The sequence below is a fragment of the Bosea sp. BIWAKO-01 genome, assembly GCF_001748145.1.
Taxonomy (GTDB): domain Bacteria; phylum Pseudomonadota; class Alphaproteobacteria; order Rhizobiales; family Beijerinckiaceae; genus Allobosea.
Genome location: NZ_BCQA01000001.1, coordinates 2,596,270 through 2,614,133, shown reverse-complemented (window position 1 = coordinate 2,614,133; position 17,864 = coordinate 2,596,270). Strand labels below are relative to the sequence as shown.

At 64.7% G+C, this 17,864-nt stretch carries 17 protein-coding genes; 10 read left to right on the top strand and 7 right to left on the bottom strand.

All coding sequences use genetic code 11. The features are described 5' to 3' along the window. Positions 1-11 precede the first annotated feature (11 nt). Positions 12-1,166, top strand: a complete 1,155-nt coding sequence (locus tag BIWAKO_RS12105; protein ID WP_074471536.1) for a trans-sulfuration enzyme family protein — start codon at positions 12-14, stop codon at positions 1,164-1,166. A gap of 333 nt (positions 1,167-1,499) precedes the next feature. Beyond that, positions 1,500-2,804, top strand: coding sequence for an aminotransferase class V-fold PLP-dependent enzyme (locus BIWAKO_RS12100; protein WP_244523424.1), 1,305 nt, complete (start codon positions 1,500-1,502; stop codon positions 2,802-2,804). Positions 2,805-2,929: 125 nt separating this feature from the next. On the opposite strand, the gene BIWAKO_RS12095 is transcribed toward BIWAKO_RS12100, so the two are convergent. Further along, the gene (locus BIWAKO_RS12095) at positions 2,930-4,552 is read right to left on the bottom strand and encodes a peptide chain release factor 3 (protein WP_069878887.1); all 1,623 of its coding nucleotides are present in this window, start codon (positions 4,550-4,552) and stop codon (positions 2,930-2,932) included. 174 nt (positions 4,553-4,726) lie between these two features. Between BIWAKO_RS12095 and BIWAKO_RS12090 the strand changes: the two genes are divergently transcribed. Further along, positions 4,727-6,409, top strand: coding sequence for a methyl-accepting chemotaxis protein (locus BIWAKO_RS12090; protein ID WP_069878886.1), 1,683 nt, complete (start codon positions 4,727-4,729; stop codon positions 6,407-6,409). 7 nt (positions 6,410-6,416) lie between these two features. Here BIWAKO_RS12090 and BIWAKO_RS12085 read toward each other — a convergent pair whose 3' ends face one another. The 3 genes from BIWAKO_RS12085 to BIWAKO_RS12075 form a co-directional block, all read right to left on the bottom strand. Further along, positions 6,417-7,178, bottom strand: coding sequence for an ABC transporter permease (locus BIWAKO_RS12085; protein ID WP_069882401.1), 762 nt, complete (start codon positions 7,176-7,178; stop codon positions 6,417-6,419). A gap of 8 nt (positions 7,179-7,186) precedes the next feature. Then, entirely contained in the window at positions 7,187-8,110 is a 924-nt protein-coding gene (locus BIWAKO_RS12080) for an ABC transporter ATP-binding protein (protein ID WP_069882400.1), read from the bottom strand. Positions 8,111-8,436: 326 nt separating this feature from the next. Next, on the bottom strand, positions 8,437-9,063 hold the full coding sequence (locus tag BIWAKO_RS12075; RefSeq protein ID WP_069878885.1) for a hypothetical protein: 627 nt from the start codon (positions 9,061-9,063) through the stop codon (positions 8,437-8,439). 169 nt (positions 9,064-9,232) lie between these two features. Here BIWAKO_RS12075 and BIWAKO_RS12070 point away from each other — a divergent pair, with 169 nt between their 5' ends. From BIWAKO_RS12070 to BIWAKO_RS12045, 7 genes are all read left to right on the top strand, one after another. Beyond that, the gene (locus BIWAKO_RS12070) at positions 9,233-10,522 is read left to right on the top strand and encodes a DUF3422 family protein (RefSeq protein WP_069878884.1); all 1,290 of its coding nucleotides are present in this window, start codon (positions 9,233-9,235) and stop codon (positions 10,520-10,522) included. 112 nt (positions 10,523-10,634) lie between these two features. Continuing rightward, positions 10,635-11,252, top strand: a complete 618-nt coding sequence (locus BIWAKO_RS12065) for a glutathione S-transferase family protein (RefSeq protein ID WP_069878883.1) — start codon at positions 10,635-10,637, stop codon at positions 11,250-11,252. 217 nt (positions 11,253-11,469) lie between these two features. Continuing rightward, positions 11,470-11,838, top strand: a complete 369-nt coding sequence (locus BIWAKO_RS12060) for a DMT family transporter (RefSeq protein WP_069878882.1) — start codon at positions 11,470-11,472, stop codon at positions 11,836-11,838. Positions 11,839-11,841: 3 nt separating this feature from the next. Beyond that, positions 11,842-11,976, top strand: a complete 135-nt coding sequence (locus BIWAKO_RS37100) for a hypothetical protein (RefSeq protein ID WP_274533582.1) — start codon at positions 11,842-11,844, stop codon at positions 11,974-11,976. Between the two features lie 34 nt (positions 11,977-12,010). After that, positions 12,011-13,003: an NAD-dependent epimerase/dehydratase family protein gene (locus tag BIWAKO_RS12055; RefSeq protein ID WP_069878881.1), complete on the top strand. Its 993-nt coding sequence runs from the start codon at positions 12,011-12,013 to the stop codon at positions 13,001-13,003. Beyond that, positions 13,000-14,439 (top strand): aspartate aminotransferase family protein, encoded by a 1,440-nt coding sequence (locus BIWAKO_RS12050; RefSeq protein WP_069878880.1) that lies wholly within the window; start codon positions 13,000-13,002, stop codon positions 14,437-14,439. The genes BIWAKO_RS12055 and BIWAKO_RS12050 overlap by 4 nt, the downstream gene beginning before the upstream one ends. Before the next feature lie 126 nt (positions 14,440-14,565). Further along, positions 14,566-14,946 carry a VOC family protein gene (locus BIWAKO_RS12045; RefSeq protein WP_069878879.1) on the top strand — a complete coding sequence of 127 codons (381 nt, stop codon included), beginning with the start codon at positions 14,566-14,568 and terminating at the stop codon, positions 14,944-14,946. A gap of 7 nt (positions 14,947-14,953) precedes the next feature. Here the strand turns inward: BIWAKO_RS12045 and BIWAKO_RS12040 are convergent, their stop codons facing one another. The 3 genes from BIWAKO_RS12040 to BIWAKO_RS12030 form a co-directional block, all read right to left on the bottom strand. Next, the gene (locus BIWAKO_RS12040) at positions 14,954-16,267 is read right to left on the bottom strand and encodes an FAD-binding oxidoreductase (RefSeq protein ID WP_244523423.1); all 1,314 of its coding nucleotides are present in this window, start codon (positions 16,265-16,267) and stop codon (positions 14,954-14,956) included. Beyond that, on the bottom strand, positions 16,264-17,139 hold the full coding sequence (locus tag BIWAKO_RS12035; protein ID WP_274533613.1) for a UbiA family prenyltransferase: 876 nt from the start codon (positions 17,137-17,139) through the stop codon (positions 16,264-16,266). Before BIWAKO_RS12035 ends, BIWAKO_RS12040 begins: the two co-directional genes overlap by 4 nt. 238 nt (positions 17,140-17,377) lie before the next feature. Then, positions 17,378-17,737 (bottom strand): RidA family protein, encoded by a 360-nt coding sequence (locus BIWAKO_RS12030; RefSeq protein WP_069878877.1) that lies wholly within the window; start codon positions 17,735-17,737, stop codon positions 17,378-17,380. Between the last annotated feature and the right edge of the window lie 127 nt (positions 17,738-17,864).

Sequence of the window (17,864 nt, the reverse complement as noted above, 5' to 3'; positions counted from 1 at the left end):
GGAATCGCTCCATGACCAAGCGCCCGCTTCATCCCCGTTCGCTGGCCGCCCAGGCCATGGGCAAGATCGATCCGCTCACCAAGGGCGTCGTGACGCCGATCCATATCGCCACGACCTATATCCGCGACGAGGACAACGGCTACTCCTCCGGCTTCGTCTATGGGCGCCCGGATAACGAGACGGTGCGCGAGGCGGAAACCGTGCTCGCGATGCTGGAAGAGGCGAAGGCAGGGGCGCTGCTATTCAGCTCGGGCATGGCGGCGGCCACGGCTGTCTTCCAGGCGCTTTCACCCGGCGATCATGTCGTCGCTTCGAAGGTGATGTACTGGGCGCTTCGCTCCTGGCTGCTGACCGAGGCCACGCGTTGGGGCCTGAAGATCGAATTCGTCGAGACCGATGATCTCAACGCGCTGAAGGCCGCCGTGAAACCGGGCGTCACCAAGCTGGTCTGGGCCGAGACGCCCTCGAACCCGCTCTGGACCATCACCGACATCGCCGGCGCGGCCCAGATCGCCCATGCGGCCGGTGCGAAGCTCGCGGTCGATTCGACCTGCGCGTCCCCGGTCCATACCCGGCCGCTTGCGCTCGGTGCCGACATCGTCATGCACGCTGCCACCAAGGTGTTGAACGGCCATTCCGACGTCGTCGCCGGCGCCCTCTGCGCCCGCGAGGATGACGACTTCTGGAACCGCGTGAAAACCGTCCGCAAGATGCAGGGCGGCATTCTCGGCCCCTTCGAGGCCTATCTGCTGATGCGCGGCATGCGCACCCTTCACGTCCGCCAGGAACGCCAGACAGCCTCCGCCATGACGTTGGCCCAGAAGCTCTCCGCTCACCCGCTGGTGGCCCGTGTGCTCTATCCCGGCCTGCCACAGCATCCGGGCCATGACATCGCGGCGCGCCAGATGCAGAACGGCTTCGGCTATATGCTGTCGATCCAGGTCACAGGCGGCGAGAGGGCGGCGATCAAGGCAGCGGCCCATGTCGAACTCTACAAGCGCGCCACCTCGCTGGGTGGTGTCGAGAGCCTGATCGAGCATCGCGCCTCGATCGAGGGCGCAGGCTCGCCCTGCCCGGTCGATCTGCTGCGCCTCTCGACCGGCATCGAAGATGTTGAGGACCTCTACAACGATCTCGACCAGGCGCTGAAGACCGGACACGCCTAGCGCCGGGTCGCCTGGGCGATAGCCAGCAGTTTCAGGGCTGGAACAGGCCGCGGCCGTGGGAAGGCATGCCGTCGCCCTGAATGGTGTCGTGGCTGCGCTGGCTCATCGCGTGCGAACGGCACGGTCCGCCGCTTCCTCGGGCATCCTGAAGCCTTGGGAGCTCAATCTCCGGGCCGGCTCGGGCGCGACCGCAAAGCCTGTCGGCGCTGACCGCCAGACGCGGTCCTTCCGAGCGTGCCGGCGTACAAGTCTCACAATCGATCCGGTTGATCGTCACAGGCCTGCAACAGCCCGTCATTAGCTCTGCGCGGCATCAGCGAGGAGATGACGCTCATGACCGGTAAAGCCCTTGAAACGAACCGCCGCACGCTTCTGCTCGGCCTTGGCGCCGCAGCGTTGATACCGCAGGCGATGCCTGCCGCCGCGCGCAGCCTGCCGGCATTTCCGACCGTCAATCCCGGCACCGACACGAGCTACTGGAACACCGTGCGCGACCTCTACACGGTCACGCCCGACATGGTGAATCTCGAGAACGGCTATTGGGGCATCATGGCCGAGCCGGTGAAGGCCGAGTACAAGCGCCTGACCGACTTCGTGAACTTCGAGAACACGGTCTATGCCCGCAGCAGGATCGGCGCCGATCTCGATAATGTCCGCACCCCGCTTGCCGCATTCCTCGGCGTGGCGCGCGAGGAGATCGCGCTGACGCGCGGCGCAACCGAGGCGCTGCAGGCGCTGATCTCCGGCTACAACAAGCTCAAGCCCGGCGACACCGTGCTCTATGCGGATCTCGACTACGACTCGATGCAGTATGCGATGAACTGGCTGAAGGCTCGACGCGGTGTCGATGTCGTCAGGTTCGACATCCCGGAGCCCGCGACGCGCCAGGCCGTGCTCGACGCCTATGACGCGGCGCTGAAGGCCAATCCCAGGACGAAGCTTCTCCTGCTGACCCATATCAGCCATCGCACCGGGCTGATGATGCCGATCAAGGAACTGGCCGCGATGGCCAAGGCGCACGGCGCCGATGTCATCCTCGACGCGGCCCATAGCTGGGGCCAGGTCGCCTTTCAGGCCCGGGATCTCGGCGTCGATTTCATCGGCTTCAACCTGCACAAATGGATCGGCGCGCCGCTGGGTGTCGGCCTGCTCTACATTGCAAAGGACCGGCTCGGCGATATCGATCCCTATATGGCCGACGAGGATTTCAAGGCCGACGATGTCCGTTCGCGGATCCATACCGGCACGCCGAACTTCGCAGCGCAGCTCGCGGTCCCCGCCGCACTCGCCCTGCATCAGGAGATCGGCCCGGAGGCCAAGGAGGCGCGCTACCGTCACCTGCGCAATCACTGGGTCGCCAAGGCACGCGAACTCAAGGGCGTCGAAATCCAGACGCCGGACGATCCCGGCATGGTGGCCGGCATCACCTCGTTCGCCCTGACCGGCAAGCGCAGCCCTGCGGAGACCAATGCGATCGTTGCGGAGCTGCGCGACAAGCACAAGGTCATGACCGTTCGCCGCGGCGGCGTCGCCAAGGGCAACACGATCCGGATCTCGCCGGCCCCCTACATCATGGAGGCGGATCTCGATCGCTTCGTCGAGGCCTTGGCGATCGTCTCGGGCAATCGCGCGGGATAAGCCCGCTCATCGGCCCACGGGAGCGTAGAACTCGACCGCGCCGCATCCTCAAGGGGCGACAACGGGGATGAGGCGCGTCGCCGATCCCCGTTCTGGCTTCTCCCTCTCCGCGGAGAGGGAGAATCTCAGGCCTTCGCGACCTTCTGGTAGTCCTTGACGTCGGAGAAGGTGATGTCCGGGACGCGCTCCGCATCGTACTTCAGCGTGAACTGGGACGAGGCCATGAAGACCGGGTCGCCGTCGAGATCGTCCGCCATCGAGGATGGTTTCAGCGCGACGAATTTTGCGAGCGCCGCCTGATCGTCCGAGGAGACCCAGCGCGCGATCGCGAACTGGCATGGCTCGAAATCGACGGGCAGCGAATACTCGACATCCATGCGCTCCTTCAGCACGTCGAGCTGCAATGCGCCGACCACGCCGACGATCGCCGGCGCACCGTCATGCGGCAGGAAGAGCTGGACAACCCCCTCCTCCGCCATTTGCTGCAGGGCCTCGCGCAGCTTCTTCGCCTTCATCGCGTCCTTGAGCTTGACGCGGCGCAGGATTTCCGGCGCGAAGCTCGGCACGCCCTTGAAGACGATGTCCTCGCCCTCGGTGAGCGTATCGCCGATGCGCAAGGTACCGTGGTTCGGCAAGCCGACGATGTCGCCGGCAAAGGCCTCTTCGGCAATCGAGCGGTCTCGCGCAAAGAAGAACTGCGGCGCGTTCAGCGGCATCGGCTTGCCCGTGCGAACCAGCTTCGCCTTCATGCCGCGCGAAAGCTTGCCCGAGCAGACCCGCATGAAGGCGATGCGGTCGCGATGATTCGGATCCATGTTCGCCTGGATCTTGAAGACGAAGCCGGTCATTTTCGGCTCTTCCGCCTCGACTGCGCGTTTGTCCGCGACCTGGGCGCGTGGGCTCGGAGCGTGCCGGCCGAGCGCGTCGATCAGGTCGCGCACACCATAGTCACGCAGCGCCGCGCCGAAATAGACCGGCGTCAGATGGCCCTCGCGGAAGGACTCCAGATCGAACGGCTTCAGGCCCTCGCGCGCCAGGAAAACCTCCTCCCGCCAGGTCTCGGCAAGGCCGTTCGGCAGGAGCTCGTCGAAGAGCGGATCGTCCTCGCCCGCAACGGGGGTTCCCGCGTCGCTCTCGTCGCCCTTCTGGTTGCGACGGAAGGTATTCGAGGCGAAATCGAGTGTCCCGACGAAGTCGCGCCCGCGCCCGACCGGCCAGGTCATCGGCGCGACGTCGAGCGCCAGCGTCGTCTCGATCTCGTTGATCAGGTCGAAGGGATCGCGCGTCTCGCGATCGACCTTGTTGATGAAGGTCACGATCGGGATGTCGCGCAACCGGCAGACCTCGAACAGCTTCTTGGTCCGCGCCTCGATACCCTTGGCCGCGTCGATCACCATCACCGCGGAGTCCACCGCCGTCAGCGTGCGATAGGTGTCTTCCGAGAAGTCCTCGTGGCCCGGCGTGTCGAGCAGGTTGAAGACGTGCCCGCCATACTCGAAGGTCATCACCGAGGTGACGACCGAGATGCCGCGCTGACGCTCGATCTTCATCCAGTCGGATGATGTCTGGCGGCGGCCCGCCTTGGCGCGCACTTCGCCGGCGAGCTGAATCGCGCCGCCGAAATAGAGCAGCTTCTCGGTCAGCGTCGTCTTGCCGGCGTCCGGGTGCGAGATGATGGCGAAGGTACGCCGGCGCGCATGCGGCGCGACGGCGGTCGCCGGGGCATCAAGGGTGGAAATATCGGTCATGTCGGTGTGAAGACAGGAAGGGCGCCCGCTGTCAATCATCCGCAACGCGAGTCCGACGCCAGCCGCGCCGCCTGATGGGCCCGCAGATCACCATGGATTAACCATTCGCAGCCATCATCCGGCGCCGCGATCACATCTGCGCCATCTGCGGCCGGCGCTTCAACCCACGAGCGGATGGCGTCCCTGCGCAAGATTTCGAGCCAAATCTTCGGAGCCGTCCTGCTTCTCGCCGTCACTGCCGCCCTGGCAACCATCCTCGGGGTCCAGGCGCTTGGCCGCTACGCGGCGATGACGGACGAGATGCAGCTCGCATCGCGCCGCGTGTTGATGGCCGAACGGATCAACGGGCTGGTCAACGCCGTCGTGATGGAAACGCGCGGGCTCTATATGAGCCGCGATTCTGCCGATGCCGAGCGCTTCGCCGTGCCTCTGCTGGACGATCTTGCCGAGATTCAGGAGGTGATGGCCGATTGGCGCCCTCTCGTGCAGGCTGAGGACAGCGCGGCCTTCGCCGCAGTCTCCGACCAGATCGAGCAATTCATCCGGTTCCGGCGGGAGACGGTTCGTCTCGCGCGCATCGAGGGCCCCTCCGCAGCTGACAGGCACGGTAACAACGAGGTCAACCGGGCGAACCGCAAGGCACTGAACGAAGCGCTGAAACACATCGCGGTTCTCAACGACGTCAACAGCCGCATCATCGATTCGCGCCTCGACGCGCTGCAGGACAGCAGCGCGAGGCGGCAGACGCTGATCGGCGCTCTGATGATCGCGGCCGGTCTCGCTCTCGCGCTCTGGATCGTGCACCGGCGCGTTTCGCAGCCGCTCAGGCGGTTGGCGGCAACGATGCGCCGCTTGGCACAGTCGGAACCGGTCGCCGAAATTCCCCTGGCCGCACGCCCGGACGAGATCGGCGATATGGCCCGCTCGGTCGTCGTCTTTCGCGACAACGCCATGGCGCGCGCCGAACTCGAAGGCGCCGCCCGGGTGACCGAGACCGCCCGTACCGAACGCCAGATCAGGATTGACGAGCTCATCCGTGGCTTCGATGCCAGGATCGACGCCGTGCTGAAGACGGTGAGATCCGGTTCGAACCAGATGGAGAGCACGGCCCGGACGTTGAACGATGCGGCGACGGCCGCAACCTCGCAGGCCGAGGACGCTCGCGCTGCCTGCCTTGATGCCGCCGACAGTGTTCGCAATGTTGCCGCGGCCTCGGAACAGCTCTCCGGCTCGATCACCGAGATCACGGGGCGCGTCGCCAAGGCCAATGGCGTCGTCGGCAATGCTGCGCGCGATGCCACCAGCGCGAGCGCGAATGTCGCCAACCTAACCTCTGCCGCCGAAGAGATCGGCAAGATCGTCTCGATGATCCGCGACATCGCCGCCCAGACCAATCTTCTCGCCCTCAACGCCTCGATCGAGGCGGCACGTGCCGGCGAGGCCGGGCGCGGCTTCAGCATCGTCGCTGGCGAGGTGAAGACCCTGGCGAGCCGGACGTCCCAGGCGACGGACGAGATCGCCGCCCAGATCGCGGCCTTCGAAACCGAGACACGCGGCGCCGTCGCCGCAATCGAGGCCATTGCGTCGGTGATGGCCGAAGTGGCCCAGCACACCGTGGCGATTGCAGGGGCGACCGAGCAGCAGATGCAGGCAACGGCGCAGATCGCCCGCAATGCGCAGGCGACGTCGGATGGCACAATCCGCGTCTGGCGCAAGATGGAGGGGGTCACCGCCGCGTCCGAGGAGACCATGCTCTCGGCAAGTCAGGTTCTGAAGACGGCCGAAAGCCTGAGCCGTGAAGCGGAGACGCTGCGGGGTGCCGTCGAGACCTTCTTCTCAGACGTGAAGGCGGCCTGAGCCCGGCTCAGGTCTTCAGGCGATATCCGGTCCGGAAGATCCAGCCGACCGTCGCAATGCAGGCGGCGAGGAAGACCAGCGTCATTCCCAGGCTGACGACGATGCCGACCTCGGAAACGCCGAAGAAGCTCCAGCGGAAACCGCTGATCAGGTAGACGACGGGGTTGAACAGCGCCACCGTCCGCCAGAATCCCGGCAGCATGTCGATCGAGTAGAACGACCCGCCGAGGAAGGTCAGTGGCGTCACCACGAGCAGCGGGATCACCTGCAGCTTCTCGAAGCCATCGGCCCAGATGCCGATGATGAAACCGAACAGGCTGAAGGTCATCGCGGTCAGGAACAGGAAAAGCAGCATCCAGAGCGGATGCTCGACCCTGAGCGGCACGAAGGCCGTCGCCGTCAGCAGGATGATCAGGCCGAGAAAGATCGATTTCGTCGCTGCCGCGCCGACATAAGCGATGACCGCCTCCCACCACGCCACGGGCGCCGAGAGCAGTTCGTAGATCGTGCCGGTGAATTTCGGGAAATAGATCGCGAAGGAGGCGTTGGCGATGCTCTGCGTCAGCAGCGAGAGCATGATCAGGCCGGGCACGATGAAGGAGCCATACGCGACGCCGTCGATCGCCTGCATGCGCGAACCGATCGCGGCCCCGAAGACGATGAAATAGAGCGAGGTCGAGATCACCGGCGAGACGATGCTCTGCAGCGGTGTACGCCAGGTTCGCGCCATCTCGAAGCGATAGATCGCCCGCATCGCGTGGAGATTGATAGCCATGATCAGTGCCGCTCCCTCACCAGGCTCACGAAGATGTCTTCCAGCGAGCTCTGGCTGGTGCGCAGATCCCTGAAGCGGATGCCTGCGGTCGCGAGATCCTGCAGGAGCGCAGTGATGCCGGTCCGCTCCGCCTTGGTGTCATAGGTGTAGACCAGCTCCTCGCCCTCGGCCGCGAGCGCCAGATCATAGGCCGCAAGCCCTTCCGGCAAGGCAGCAAGCGGTTCCTGCAGGGAGAGCGAAAGCTGCTTCTTGCCGAGCTTGCGCATCAGCTCGGCCTTGTCCTCGACCAGGATGATCTCGCCCTTGCTGATCACGCCGATCCGGTCGGCCATCTCCTCGGCCTCCTCGATGTAATGCGTGGTCAGGATGATGGTGACCCCGTCGTCCCTGAGGCGCCGGACGAGTTTCCACATGTCCTGGCGAAGCTCGACATCGACGCCGGCCGTCGGCTCGTCGAGGAACAGGATCTGCGGTTCATGCGCCAGTGCCTTGGCGATCAGCACACGCCGCTTCATACCGCCCGAGAGCGTCATGATCCGGTTGTCGCGCTTGTCCCAGAGCGAGAGATCCTTGAGCACACGCTCGACATGGGCCGGGTTCCGCGGCAGGCCGAACAGCCCCCTGCTGAAGCTGACCGTCGCCCAGACGGTTTCGAAGGCGTCCGTGGTCAACTCCTGCGGCACCAGCCCGATGCGCGCGCGCGCGGCCCGATAGTCCTTGATGATGTCGTGACCATCGGCGAGCACGCTGCCGGAGGTCGGGTTCACCAACCCGCAGATGATGCTGATCAGCGTCGTCTTGCCGGCACCGTTGGGTCCGAGGAGGGCGAAAATCTCACCGCGGTGGATTTCCAGATCGACCGATTTCAGCGCGCTGAAGCCGGATGCGTAGGTCTTGGACAGGTTGGAAACGCGGATGATGGACATGGCCACGATATAGGGGAAGCGACGGGGAGATTCGACCGCGCCGCCATGCGCCGCGAGCACGTCAGCAGATCATATGATGACTGACTGATTTCGTCAGTAGTAAAATGCCAATGGCCGGGACAAGCCCGGCCATCCCCAATCCTCGCTGGCCCTTCGTCTCAGCGCATGAAGAACCAAAGCAGGATGATGACGGGAATCGGCACGCCAAGCAGCCAAAGTGCAATTGAACGCATTGGGACAGCCCCTTATGAATGATCGTGCTGGAGCAACGTCCTGAGGCTGCCCAAGGTTCCGGCCGCTCCTTCCTCGCCTCCTCGGGCGCAGTCTCACGAGAACAGCGTCGCGCTTCCATGCCAGAGCGGTCGATAGCCATTCGCGAGGGCCGCGATCGTCGCAGGCGGCGTCAGCACCAGGACGGCCCCGGGCGACCGCCGCCGTCGCTCGATATATCCGTTGGGAGACCAGAGCAGCGCAGCCTCACCGCGCAAGGCCAGCCACTCGCCGGCCCCGGCCTCGATCATGGTTCCGTCCGGCAGTCGATCGGCCTGAAGCCGATGCTTCTGCTTGGCTCGCCCGATCCGGCGCTCGCCATCCAGGATCCGGTCGATCTCGGGGAAAAGCGGCTCGGACATGAGGCCAAGGCCACGGACCAGCGCCGCGCGGTAGCCCAGCGCATCCGCCCGCCGGCACTCCATGCAGGGCCGGTGCCCGGCCGCAAGTGCCGTCACCTCGTCGCAAAAGAACAGCTCGGTGTAACCCTTGCCCCAGACCTGTCGCCGTCGCCCCTTGAAGGAGAGCACGCAACAGATCCACTGCCGCGTGGCATGCGACCGGAGCGGAACGGCCTGCGTCTGCGGATCGTGAAACCGGCCGCCGCGATTGCCGAATAGCAGGCCACGCGCAGGGTCGCGGGCGAGCGAGCCGTCGGGCCTGACACGGTTCGGCAGGGGCATGGCTGGCTCCGGATGGGTTCTCCAGTCAGAACCTGGCACATCATGCTGCCGGATCCTGTCGGCAGCATTCTCCCCTCCCTGCTTGCGGCACCATGCCCATCTGGCCGGTCACGCGACTTTGCGGCAGTCTTGCCTCTATCGGGAGCGGTCGGATGGGCGTCGGGGCGACATGATCGAGCACCAGAAGGGCGGCCTCGTACCGCACCCCGACCGCGAGGTCATTCTCGCCGAGGTCCACGCCCGCCCCTTCGCGCCGATCGAGACCCCGCGCCGCCTGCTGCATTTCGCCTTCCTGACCAATGCGGCTCAGGCGGCAGCTGACCGCGACGCCTTGGCTCGATTTTGTTCCGAGCGCGGTGTGACGCCCCCGGCGGAAGGAGCCAAGCATCACCGCGCCCGCCTCGCGGAGATTGGCCTGCGCTGGGAGCAGCATAGCGAGTTCACGACCTATAGCTGGGAATTGCCCTCGCCCGAACGCTCTGCCTTCGTTCCGACGGCGATCGATCTGCAGCATCCCATGCATGAGTTGCCGCAGCCCGGCCCGCATCTCGTCTCGATCGACCTCCATCTCCTGCCCGCGATCGGGGCCGGGGAGCTGGATGCGATCTTCGATCCTGCAAGCCTCGCCGCGTCGCTCGTCGATAATGCAAGCGCCATTGCGGCAACCGATTTCCGGGTCAACCCTGGCGGTTTCGTCCGCATCCTCCTGCTTGACCGCGAACTGACATCGTCACGTTCGGGGGCCTTGACCCAGAGGCTTCTGGAGATCGAAACCTATCGAACATTGGCTCTGCTCGGCCTGCCGGAGGCGCAGCGCATCGGCCCATCGGTGCGTGCCACGGAGGAAACTCTGGTGCGCATTGCCTCGACAATGACGGCGACGGAGGGCCTTGTCTCCGACAATGCGCTGCTCGACGAGATGACCGCGCTCGCCGCGCGTCTCGAATCCGAGGCGGCGTCCACGAACTATCGCTTCGGTGCGAGCCGCGCCTATGACAACATCGTCCAGCAGCGCCTGATCGCGATCGGCGAAACGCCGCATGCCGGCTGGCCGACGCTCGCAGCCTTCCTGTCCCGGCGGATGGCGCCGGCGATGCGCACCTGCCAGATGCTGCAGGAGCGCCAGACCGACCTGTCACGCAAGCTGGCGCGCGCCGCCAACCTGCTGCGCACCCGCGTCGATGTCGCGCTCGAGCAGCAGAATCGCGACCTGCTGGCGGCCATGAACGAGCGCACCCGCCTCCAGCTCCGGCTGCAGCAGACGGTCGAGGGCCTCTCGGTCGCGGCGATCGGCTATTACGTCGTCAGCCTCTTCGGTTATCTCGCCAAGGGCGCGAAGGATGCCGGTTTCCTGCCCATCGACGTCGGCGTGGCGACGGCGCTCTTCGTACCCGTCGCCCTCATCGGTGTCTGGTCGGCGGTCCGCCGCATCCGGCGCGGGCACAGCGAAGAGAGCTGACCACGTCCGGCACCGCTCCTGACATCTCCTGACATAGAGCGCCATCAAAACTCCGGCCGTCACTCTGACGACGTCCTCGCTCGGGAGCGCCGTCCTTACGATGGAGAGAGCCATGCTGACCTTCTACCACGCTCCGCAATCGCGTTCCTTCGGCGTTCTCTGGCTGCTGGAGGAACTCGGTCAGCCCTACCGGATGGAAACGATCGATATCCGCAGCAAGAGTGGTGTCGCCGAAGACTACCGCGCCATCCAGCCGCACAAGAAGGTACCCGCCGTCATCCATGACGGCATCATCGTCACCGAACGTGCCGCGATCTGCATCTACCTCGCCGACGCCTTCCCGCGGGCCGGTCTCGCGCCTGCGCTGAACGATCCCGCACGAGCCGCCTATCTGACGGCCCTCGTCTACACCGACGCCGTGCTCGACCCGATTATCGCAACCAAGGCGACCGGCATCGATTACGTCCCGCAGCATTTCTCCTTCGGTTCGCACAAGGACACCGTCGCCTATCTCGAGAAGCGGCTCGGCAATCATGACTTCGCGGCCGGCGACCGCTTCACCGCCGCCGATACCCAGCTCGGCAGCGGCATCCATTTCGGCATGAACATCATTGGCGCGCTGCCGCGCCTGCCTGTCTTCGAGGCCTATCTCGCTCGCGTGTTCTCGCGGCCGGCGTTGCAGCGCACCCTCGAGAAGGATGGTGTCCTTGACGAAGGGCAGGTCGCCTGAGCGCAGGTCTCGGGGACCGGCCGATCTTGCATGCCCCGGCTGCCGCCATCCCCGCCAGAACCGGCGGGGAACAGGCCATGCCCGATCCGCGAGAATTGTCCGCAAGGCCTCAGCATCTTCTTAAGGTTACGGTTAGGTAAGGTCGCTGACGTAAGGCATTTGAAGTATTTTTGGCCGCATTCAGGGCCCGCCAAGAACGCGGACAAATGCTGCCCCGATGAATTCCTACATACCCCTGATTCTGTTTACCGTGCTGACCAATGCAGCCGCGCAACTGATGCTGAAACGGGGCATGACCGGCATCGGGAATCTCGACATCGCGCACGACGGACTGATCTGGACCGTATTTCGGGTCGTCTTCAACCCCTTCGTCTTCGCTGGCCTCTGCACCTTCGTGGTCAGCATGGCCTCGCATCTGATCGTATTGTCCAAGGTACAGATCAGTTACGCCTACCCGTTCCTGAGCCTCGCTTACGTCGTGGTTGCGGTCTACGCCTACTTCGTCTTCCAGGAAGACCTGAGCCCTGCCCGCATCGTTGGCATTGGCTTCATCGTCCTTGGCACCATCTTCATCGCACAGAGCTGAGTCATGATGGACCTGATCGCACGTTTCATTCTCCGCCTCGGCATCCTGTTCGAAACGCCCGAGAACAGACCCGCCTTGCGTCCGGTGCCCGTGCCGGTCCGTGACCGGCGCCCTCGCCGTCCCGACACGTCGCGCTGACGCATCTCATCATCGAACCAGCGGCAAACTCAGCATGAAACACATCATTATCGGCGGAGACGGCTTCGTCGGCTCGCATCTCGCGGCGGATCTCGCCGCCATGGGCGAGGAGGTGCTGGTCGCGGATATCCAGAAGAGCGGTCACGCCCATTACGCGGCAGTCCCCTTCCAGACGATCGACGTAACCAGAGCCGAGAGCGTGGAGAGCATCCCGCTCGGCCAGGACGATCTCGTCTACAATCTCTCGGCCAAGATGCTCTCGCCGATCGTGACCCGTCGGGAACGCCACGATTTTTTCTGGCCGGTGAACTATCACGGCACCGCCAACATCCTGAACTGGATGGAGAAGCGCGGCGCCAACAAGCTCGTCCACTTCACCACGGACATGATCTACGGCCACTCCATCACCGTGCCGCAGGACGAGACCCATCCAGCAAAGCCCCTCGGCGAATATGGCGAGAGCAAGCTCGCCACCGAGACCCTGGCGCAGACCTATCGCGACAAGGGTTTTCGCATCCCGATTTTCCGGCCGCGCCTGATCATCGGCCCGGGCCGCCTCGGCATCCTCGTCAAGCTTTTTCGCCTGATCGACATGAACCTGCCGGTGCCGATGATCGGCGGCGGCGGCAACCCCTACCAGTTCATCTCGGTGTTCGATTGCGCCAGCGCCTGCACCGCAGCCTGGAAGGCCGACTTCCCCAACAGCGCCTATAATCTTGGCTCGGACGATCCGCCGCCGGTGAAGAAGCTGCTGGGCGACCTGATCAGGCATGCCGGTTCGAAATCGATCCTGCTGCCGACGCCTGCACCATTGGTCAAGTTCGCCTTGAACACGCTTGACGCGATCAACCTGCCGATCATGGACCCGGAGCAGTACATGATCGCCGACGAGATCTGCATTCTCGACACCAGCAAGGCCAAGCGCGAGCTCGGCTGGACCCCGAAGTATCGCGACGAGGACATGCTGCTCGCCGCCTATACCGAGTATCGCAAGAGCAAGAGCGAGCAGAGGAGCAAGGCCGCATGAGCATGCCCGCTTTCAGGAACGACGATTCCCCAGCCCGTCCGAAGCTGATCAGCGTCGAGGAGGCCAAACAGCTCGACGCCGCACAGGTGAAGGAGCTCTTTGCCAACCACATCAATCCCGGACAGCTGCATTTCCTCAAGCTGCTCGGCTTCGACAAGATCATCGTCGATCGTGCCGAGGGTATGCATTACATCACCCGGGACGGACGCAAGATCCTCGATTTCTTCGGCGGATTCTGCTCGGTCGCCTTCGGCCATAACCACCCACGCATCATCGCCGCCCGGCAGAAGTTCCAGGACGAGAACCGCCACGAGATCTGCATGGCGTTCATGTCGCAATATGCGGCCGCCCTGGCCAGGAATCTCGCCACGATCTCGCCCGGCGATCTCGACATGGTCTTCCTCGGCTCGACCGGCTCGGAGGCCATGGAAGCTGCGCTGAAGGTCGCCGAGCAGGTTCAGGGCCCCGGCAAGTCGAAGATCCTGCATGCCGCGAATTCGTTCCACGGCAAGACAAAGGGCGTGCTCTCGGTCACGGATTCGACGCTCTACCAGTCCCAGTTCCAGCTCGTCGAGAACCGGGTCAAGGTGCCGTTCGGCAATATCGAGGCCGTGCGCCTGGCGCTCGAATCCGACCCGGCAATCGGCATCGTCGTGATGGAGACGATCCAGGGCGGCGGCGGCATCGTCGAGGCCCCCGAAGGCTTCTGGCGTGACCTGCGCGCGCTCTGCGACAAGCACGGCGTGCTCTGGATCGCCGACGAGGTGCAGTGCGGGCTCGGCCGCACCGGCCAGTTCTTCGCCTTCGAGCGCGACGGCGTCGTACCTGACGTCACCGCACTCGCCAAGGCTCTCGGCGGCTCCAAGGCTGCGATGGGCGCGATGATCGCCCGGCGCGAACTCTACATGAAGGCCTATGGCAAGCCGAAAACCGCACTGATCCATGCCCAGGCCACCTTCGGCGGCATGGGCGAGGCCTGCGTCAGCGCGATCGAGGCCCTCAACGTGCTCTATGAGGAAGATCTCATGGGCAACGCCAAGCGCCAGGGCGACTACCTGATCGAGCGGCTGAACACCCTTCGCGCCAAGCACCCGACACTGCTCAAGGAGATTCGCGGCCGCGGCCTGATGATCGGCGTCGAGTTCCAGGATATCAGCGAGGCCATGCCCTTCGGCGTCAAGCACATGGTCGCTCTGCTCGACGACAAGCTGAAGGGTTCGCTCTGCGGCTTCGTCGGCGCGCTGCTGCTGAAGGATTACGACGTGCTCGTCGCCTTCACCGAATACAACCGCAACGTCATCCGCCTCGAACCGCCGCTGATCGTGACGCGCGAACAATGCGACCAGCTCATCGAGGCCCTCGACGACCTGCTCTCGCGCGGCATCACGCGGATCGTCACCGATTATCTGCGCAAGGTTGCGACCGCGAAGAACTGAGCTCCCTGCCCAGGCAGCTCCCAGGGCCGGCATGCGCCGGCCCTTTTTATGTCGCAGCACCTGCTGACAGAAATCCGTGGCCGCACGTGCAGACATTTCTCTCCCGCAACCTCAGTCCGGTGAGCCATGTTGAGCCATCTCTCCTTCGGTGTGTCTGATCTCCCCCGCGCGATCGCCTTCTATGATGCTGCTCTGGCGCCGCTCGGTCTCGTGCGGGTCTGGACGGTTTCCGATGGAGCAGGCTACGGGCCGCCGAACGGCGGCGACCTCCTGGCGCTGAAGCTGCAGGCTGGCCCGGTCACTCCGCCCGGGCCGGGTTTCCACCTCGCCTTCGCGGCAGCGTCGCGTCAGGCTGCCGACGAGTTCCGTCGGGCCGCGCTTGCCGCAGGCGGACGGGACAATGGCGCCCCCGGGTTGCGACCGCGCTATGCGCCTGACTACTACGCCGCCTTCGTGATCGATCCGGAAGGCTATCGGCTTGAAGCTGTCACCCGGGCAACCGCCTGACCGACGTTCAGCCCCCGGTCACGCGGCGCCAAAAGCCGGATGAGAAGCCTGGATCGACATGCCGGGCAAAGTCCCGCCACTGCGGGAAGGACGCCTCGAAGGTTGCAGGCGACATGCGGGCATCCTTGTAAGGGTTCACCCGGCCGCCCGCCGCGATGGCCACGCGATCGAGTTCGTCCAGCAGCGTGAGTGTCCGCTCGCCGCGATGCGGGAAATCGAGCGTCAGCGTCGCGCCGGCAACCGGAAACGACATCATGCCTGGCGACGGCACGTCCCCAAACAGCTTCAGCACCGTCAGAAAAGATGCCTCGCCAGCCGCGAGCGTCCGCCTCAGCATTTCCTCGACCGCCCTATGCGCCTGCGCCATCGGCACCGCGCATTGAAACTGGCGCAGGCCCCGCGGGCCATAGGCGCGGTTCCAGTTGCTCACCCGGTCGAGCGGGTAGAAGAACGGCCGATAGGGAATGCGCCTCGGCTCCGGGGAACGCGGCTGTGCGGCCCGGTAGAGCGTGTTGAAGGCGCGCAGCGTCAGGCGGTTGATCAGCGGAAAGGGAGGATTGATCGGGAACGGCAGCGGGCGTGCCGCGCGCAGCTGCGGCAGTTCCGACGCCGGTGCATGATTGGCGCGGAAAAAAACGCCGCGTCCGAAGCTGGTCCCGCCAGCAAGCGAGTCGATCCAGGCCACGGTGTAATCATGCGTTGCATCGGATTCCGCCGCGACCTCGAAGAAGCGCTCGAGGCTAGGGAAATGGATTGCCTCCTGACGCATCTCGGCGGATTGGATCGGCATCAGCTGCAATGTCACCTGGGTGATCAACCCGGTCAGCCCATAGCCGCCGATCGTGGCGGCGAAGAGCTTCCTGTTCATGTCGGGCGCGCAGGTGAGCCGGGCCCCATCCGAACGCGCCAGCTCGAAGGCACGCACATGCCGCCCGAACGTGCCGGCGCGATGGTGGTTCTTGCCGTGCACGTCGTTGGCGAGCGCCCCGCCAACCGTGACGAAGGCGGTGCCCGGTGTGACCGGCAGAAACCAGCCCAGCGGAACCACATGCTCCAGGATGGTGTCCAGCAACACTCCGGCTTCGCAGGTGATCAGTCCGCTTTCGCGATCGAAGGCGAGAATCTGATCGAGGCGGCGCGCCGCGATCAGCCCGCCGCCATCGTTGAGGCAGGAATCGCCGTAGGAACGGCCATTGCCGTAGGCGAGCACGGTCGAGGGATAGCGCCCAGGCTCGGCGCTCCAGGCGTCCGGCATAATGATCTGCGTATTCCGGGCGACAAGGCCGCCCCAGGACCGGTATTCGGGCGCTCGTCCGTTCACGGCAGGACCGTCGCGGCGACCATGATCAGCAGCACCAACCCACCCGTTACCTGGCTTCGCCAGTCGCGGATCATGAAGACCAGCGGGTCATCCGGCATCTGGCCACGACGGGCGAGAAACCAGATCCGCGCCATCTGATAGAGGATGACCGGGCAGACCAGCCAGATGATCTCGGGGTGACGATAGAGCTGCTTCACGGCGGCGCTGTCGACATAGAGCGCCATGATCAGCGCGCAGGTGCAGCCCGAGGCCATGCCGAGCTGCGACAGGGCCTCAAGATCCTCGGCCTGATAGCCGCGGCCGGCCTTCTTCAGCCCGGACTGGTCCTGCGTGATTCGCAGCTCCGCATAGCGCTTGACCAGCGCAAGGCTGAAGAACAGGAACATCGAGAAGGCGAGCAGCCAGGACGAGACCGGAATCGCCGCCGCAGCGTTGCCGGCCAGGATGCGCAGCGTATGCAGGGCTGCGAGCCCGAGCACGTCGACCAGCAGTTTGCGCTTGAGAACGAACAGATAGAGCAACGCCAGGACCAGATAGGCGGTCAGCGCCAGCAGGAACGTACCCGGCTCAGGCACGAACACCGACGAGGCGAAGGCCGCGATCATCAGCAGCGGCACCGCAGCATAAGCCTGCTTCGCGGTGATCTCGCCGGCAGCCAGAGGGCGCTTGCACTTGGTTGGGTGCCGCCGATCGGCCTCGACATCGACAATATCGTTGAGGAGATAGATCGCCGAGGCGAGCAGGCTGAACGCGACGAAGGCAACCGCCCCGTGGCCGAGCGCAGCGAGATCGAACACGTCGTGGTTCAGCAGAATGGGGACGAAAACGAGCCCGTTCTTGAGCCAATGATGCGGTCGCATCGCTCGGATCATCGCGCGAACAGACATGTCAAAGCCCTTGTCCACCGTTCAGGGCCGCCAGTCGATCGAACGGTGATCGTCACGGCGTCCCGTGCGAGGCGAACAGGAACGGCCTCTGCGCGTCCTGCTATGGCGGTCAAATCCCTAAACCGCGGTGGAAATCACCGCCGCCCCGCCGAGATTCAACCGCCATGCTTAATGACAGGCTGACGATAGGTCAGATTGCCGATGCGCCGCGCGGCCCCCGAATTCAGAGGACCTTCTTCGCGGCCACAGCGGTGATCTCGATCGCATATCCCGGCGAAGCGAGCTTCGCCTCCACGGTCGCGCGCGCCGGCGCGCTGCCGCGGGCGACCCATTTGTCCCAGACGGCGTTCATCTCGGCGATGCGCGCAATATCGGTCAGGAAGATCTGAACGCTCAGAATCCGGTCCTTCGCGCTGCCGGCAGCTTCGAGCGTTTCCTCGAGCAGGGCCAACACCTCCTCGGTCTGCCGCGTCAGCGTCTCCCCTTCGGTCTTCTCAGCGACATGGCCCGCAAGGAAGACAATGCCGTTGAAAATGGCCGCGTCGCACCACCGTTCCGTCAGGCCTATACGTTCGATCGACATGGCTCGGTATCTTCCTGTTTGGTTGAATCGTGACGGCATAGAGCGTCGCGCATGCCAAGCCCCGCCTCGGAGCGCAACTCCACGGCAGACGGGCCGGCATTCCGCATTGCGCTCCGCATCTTATGCG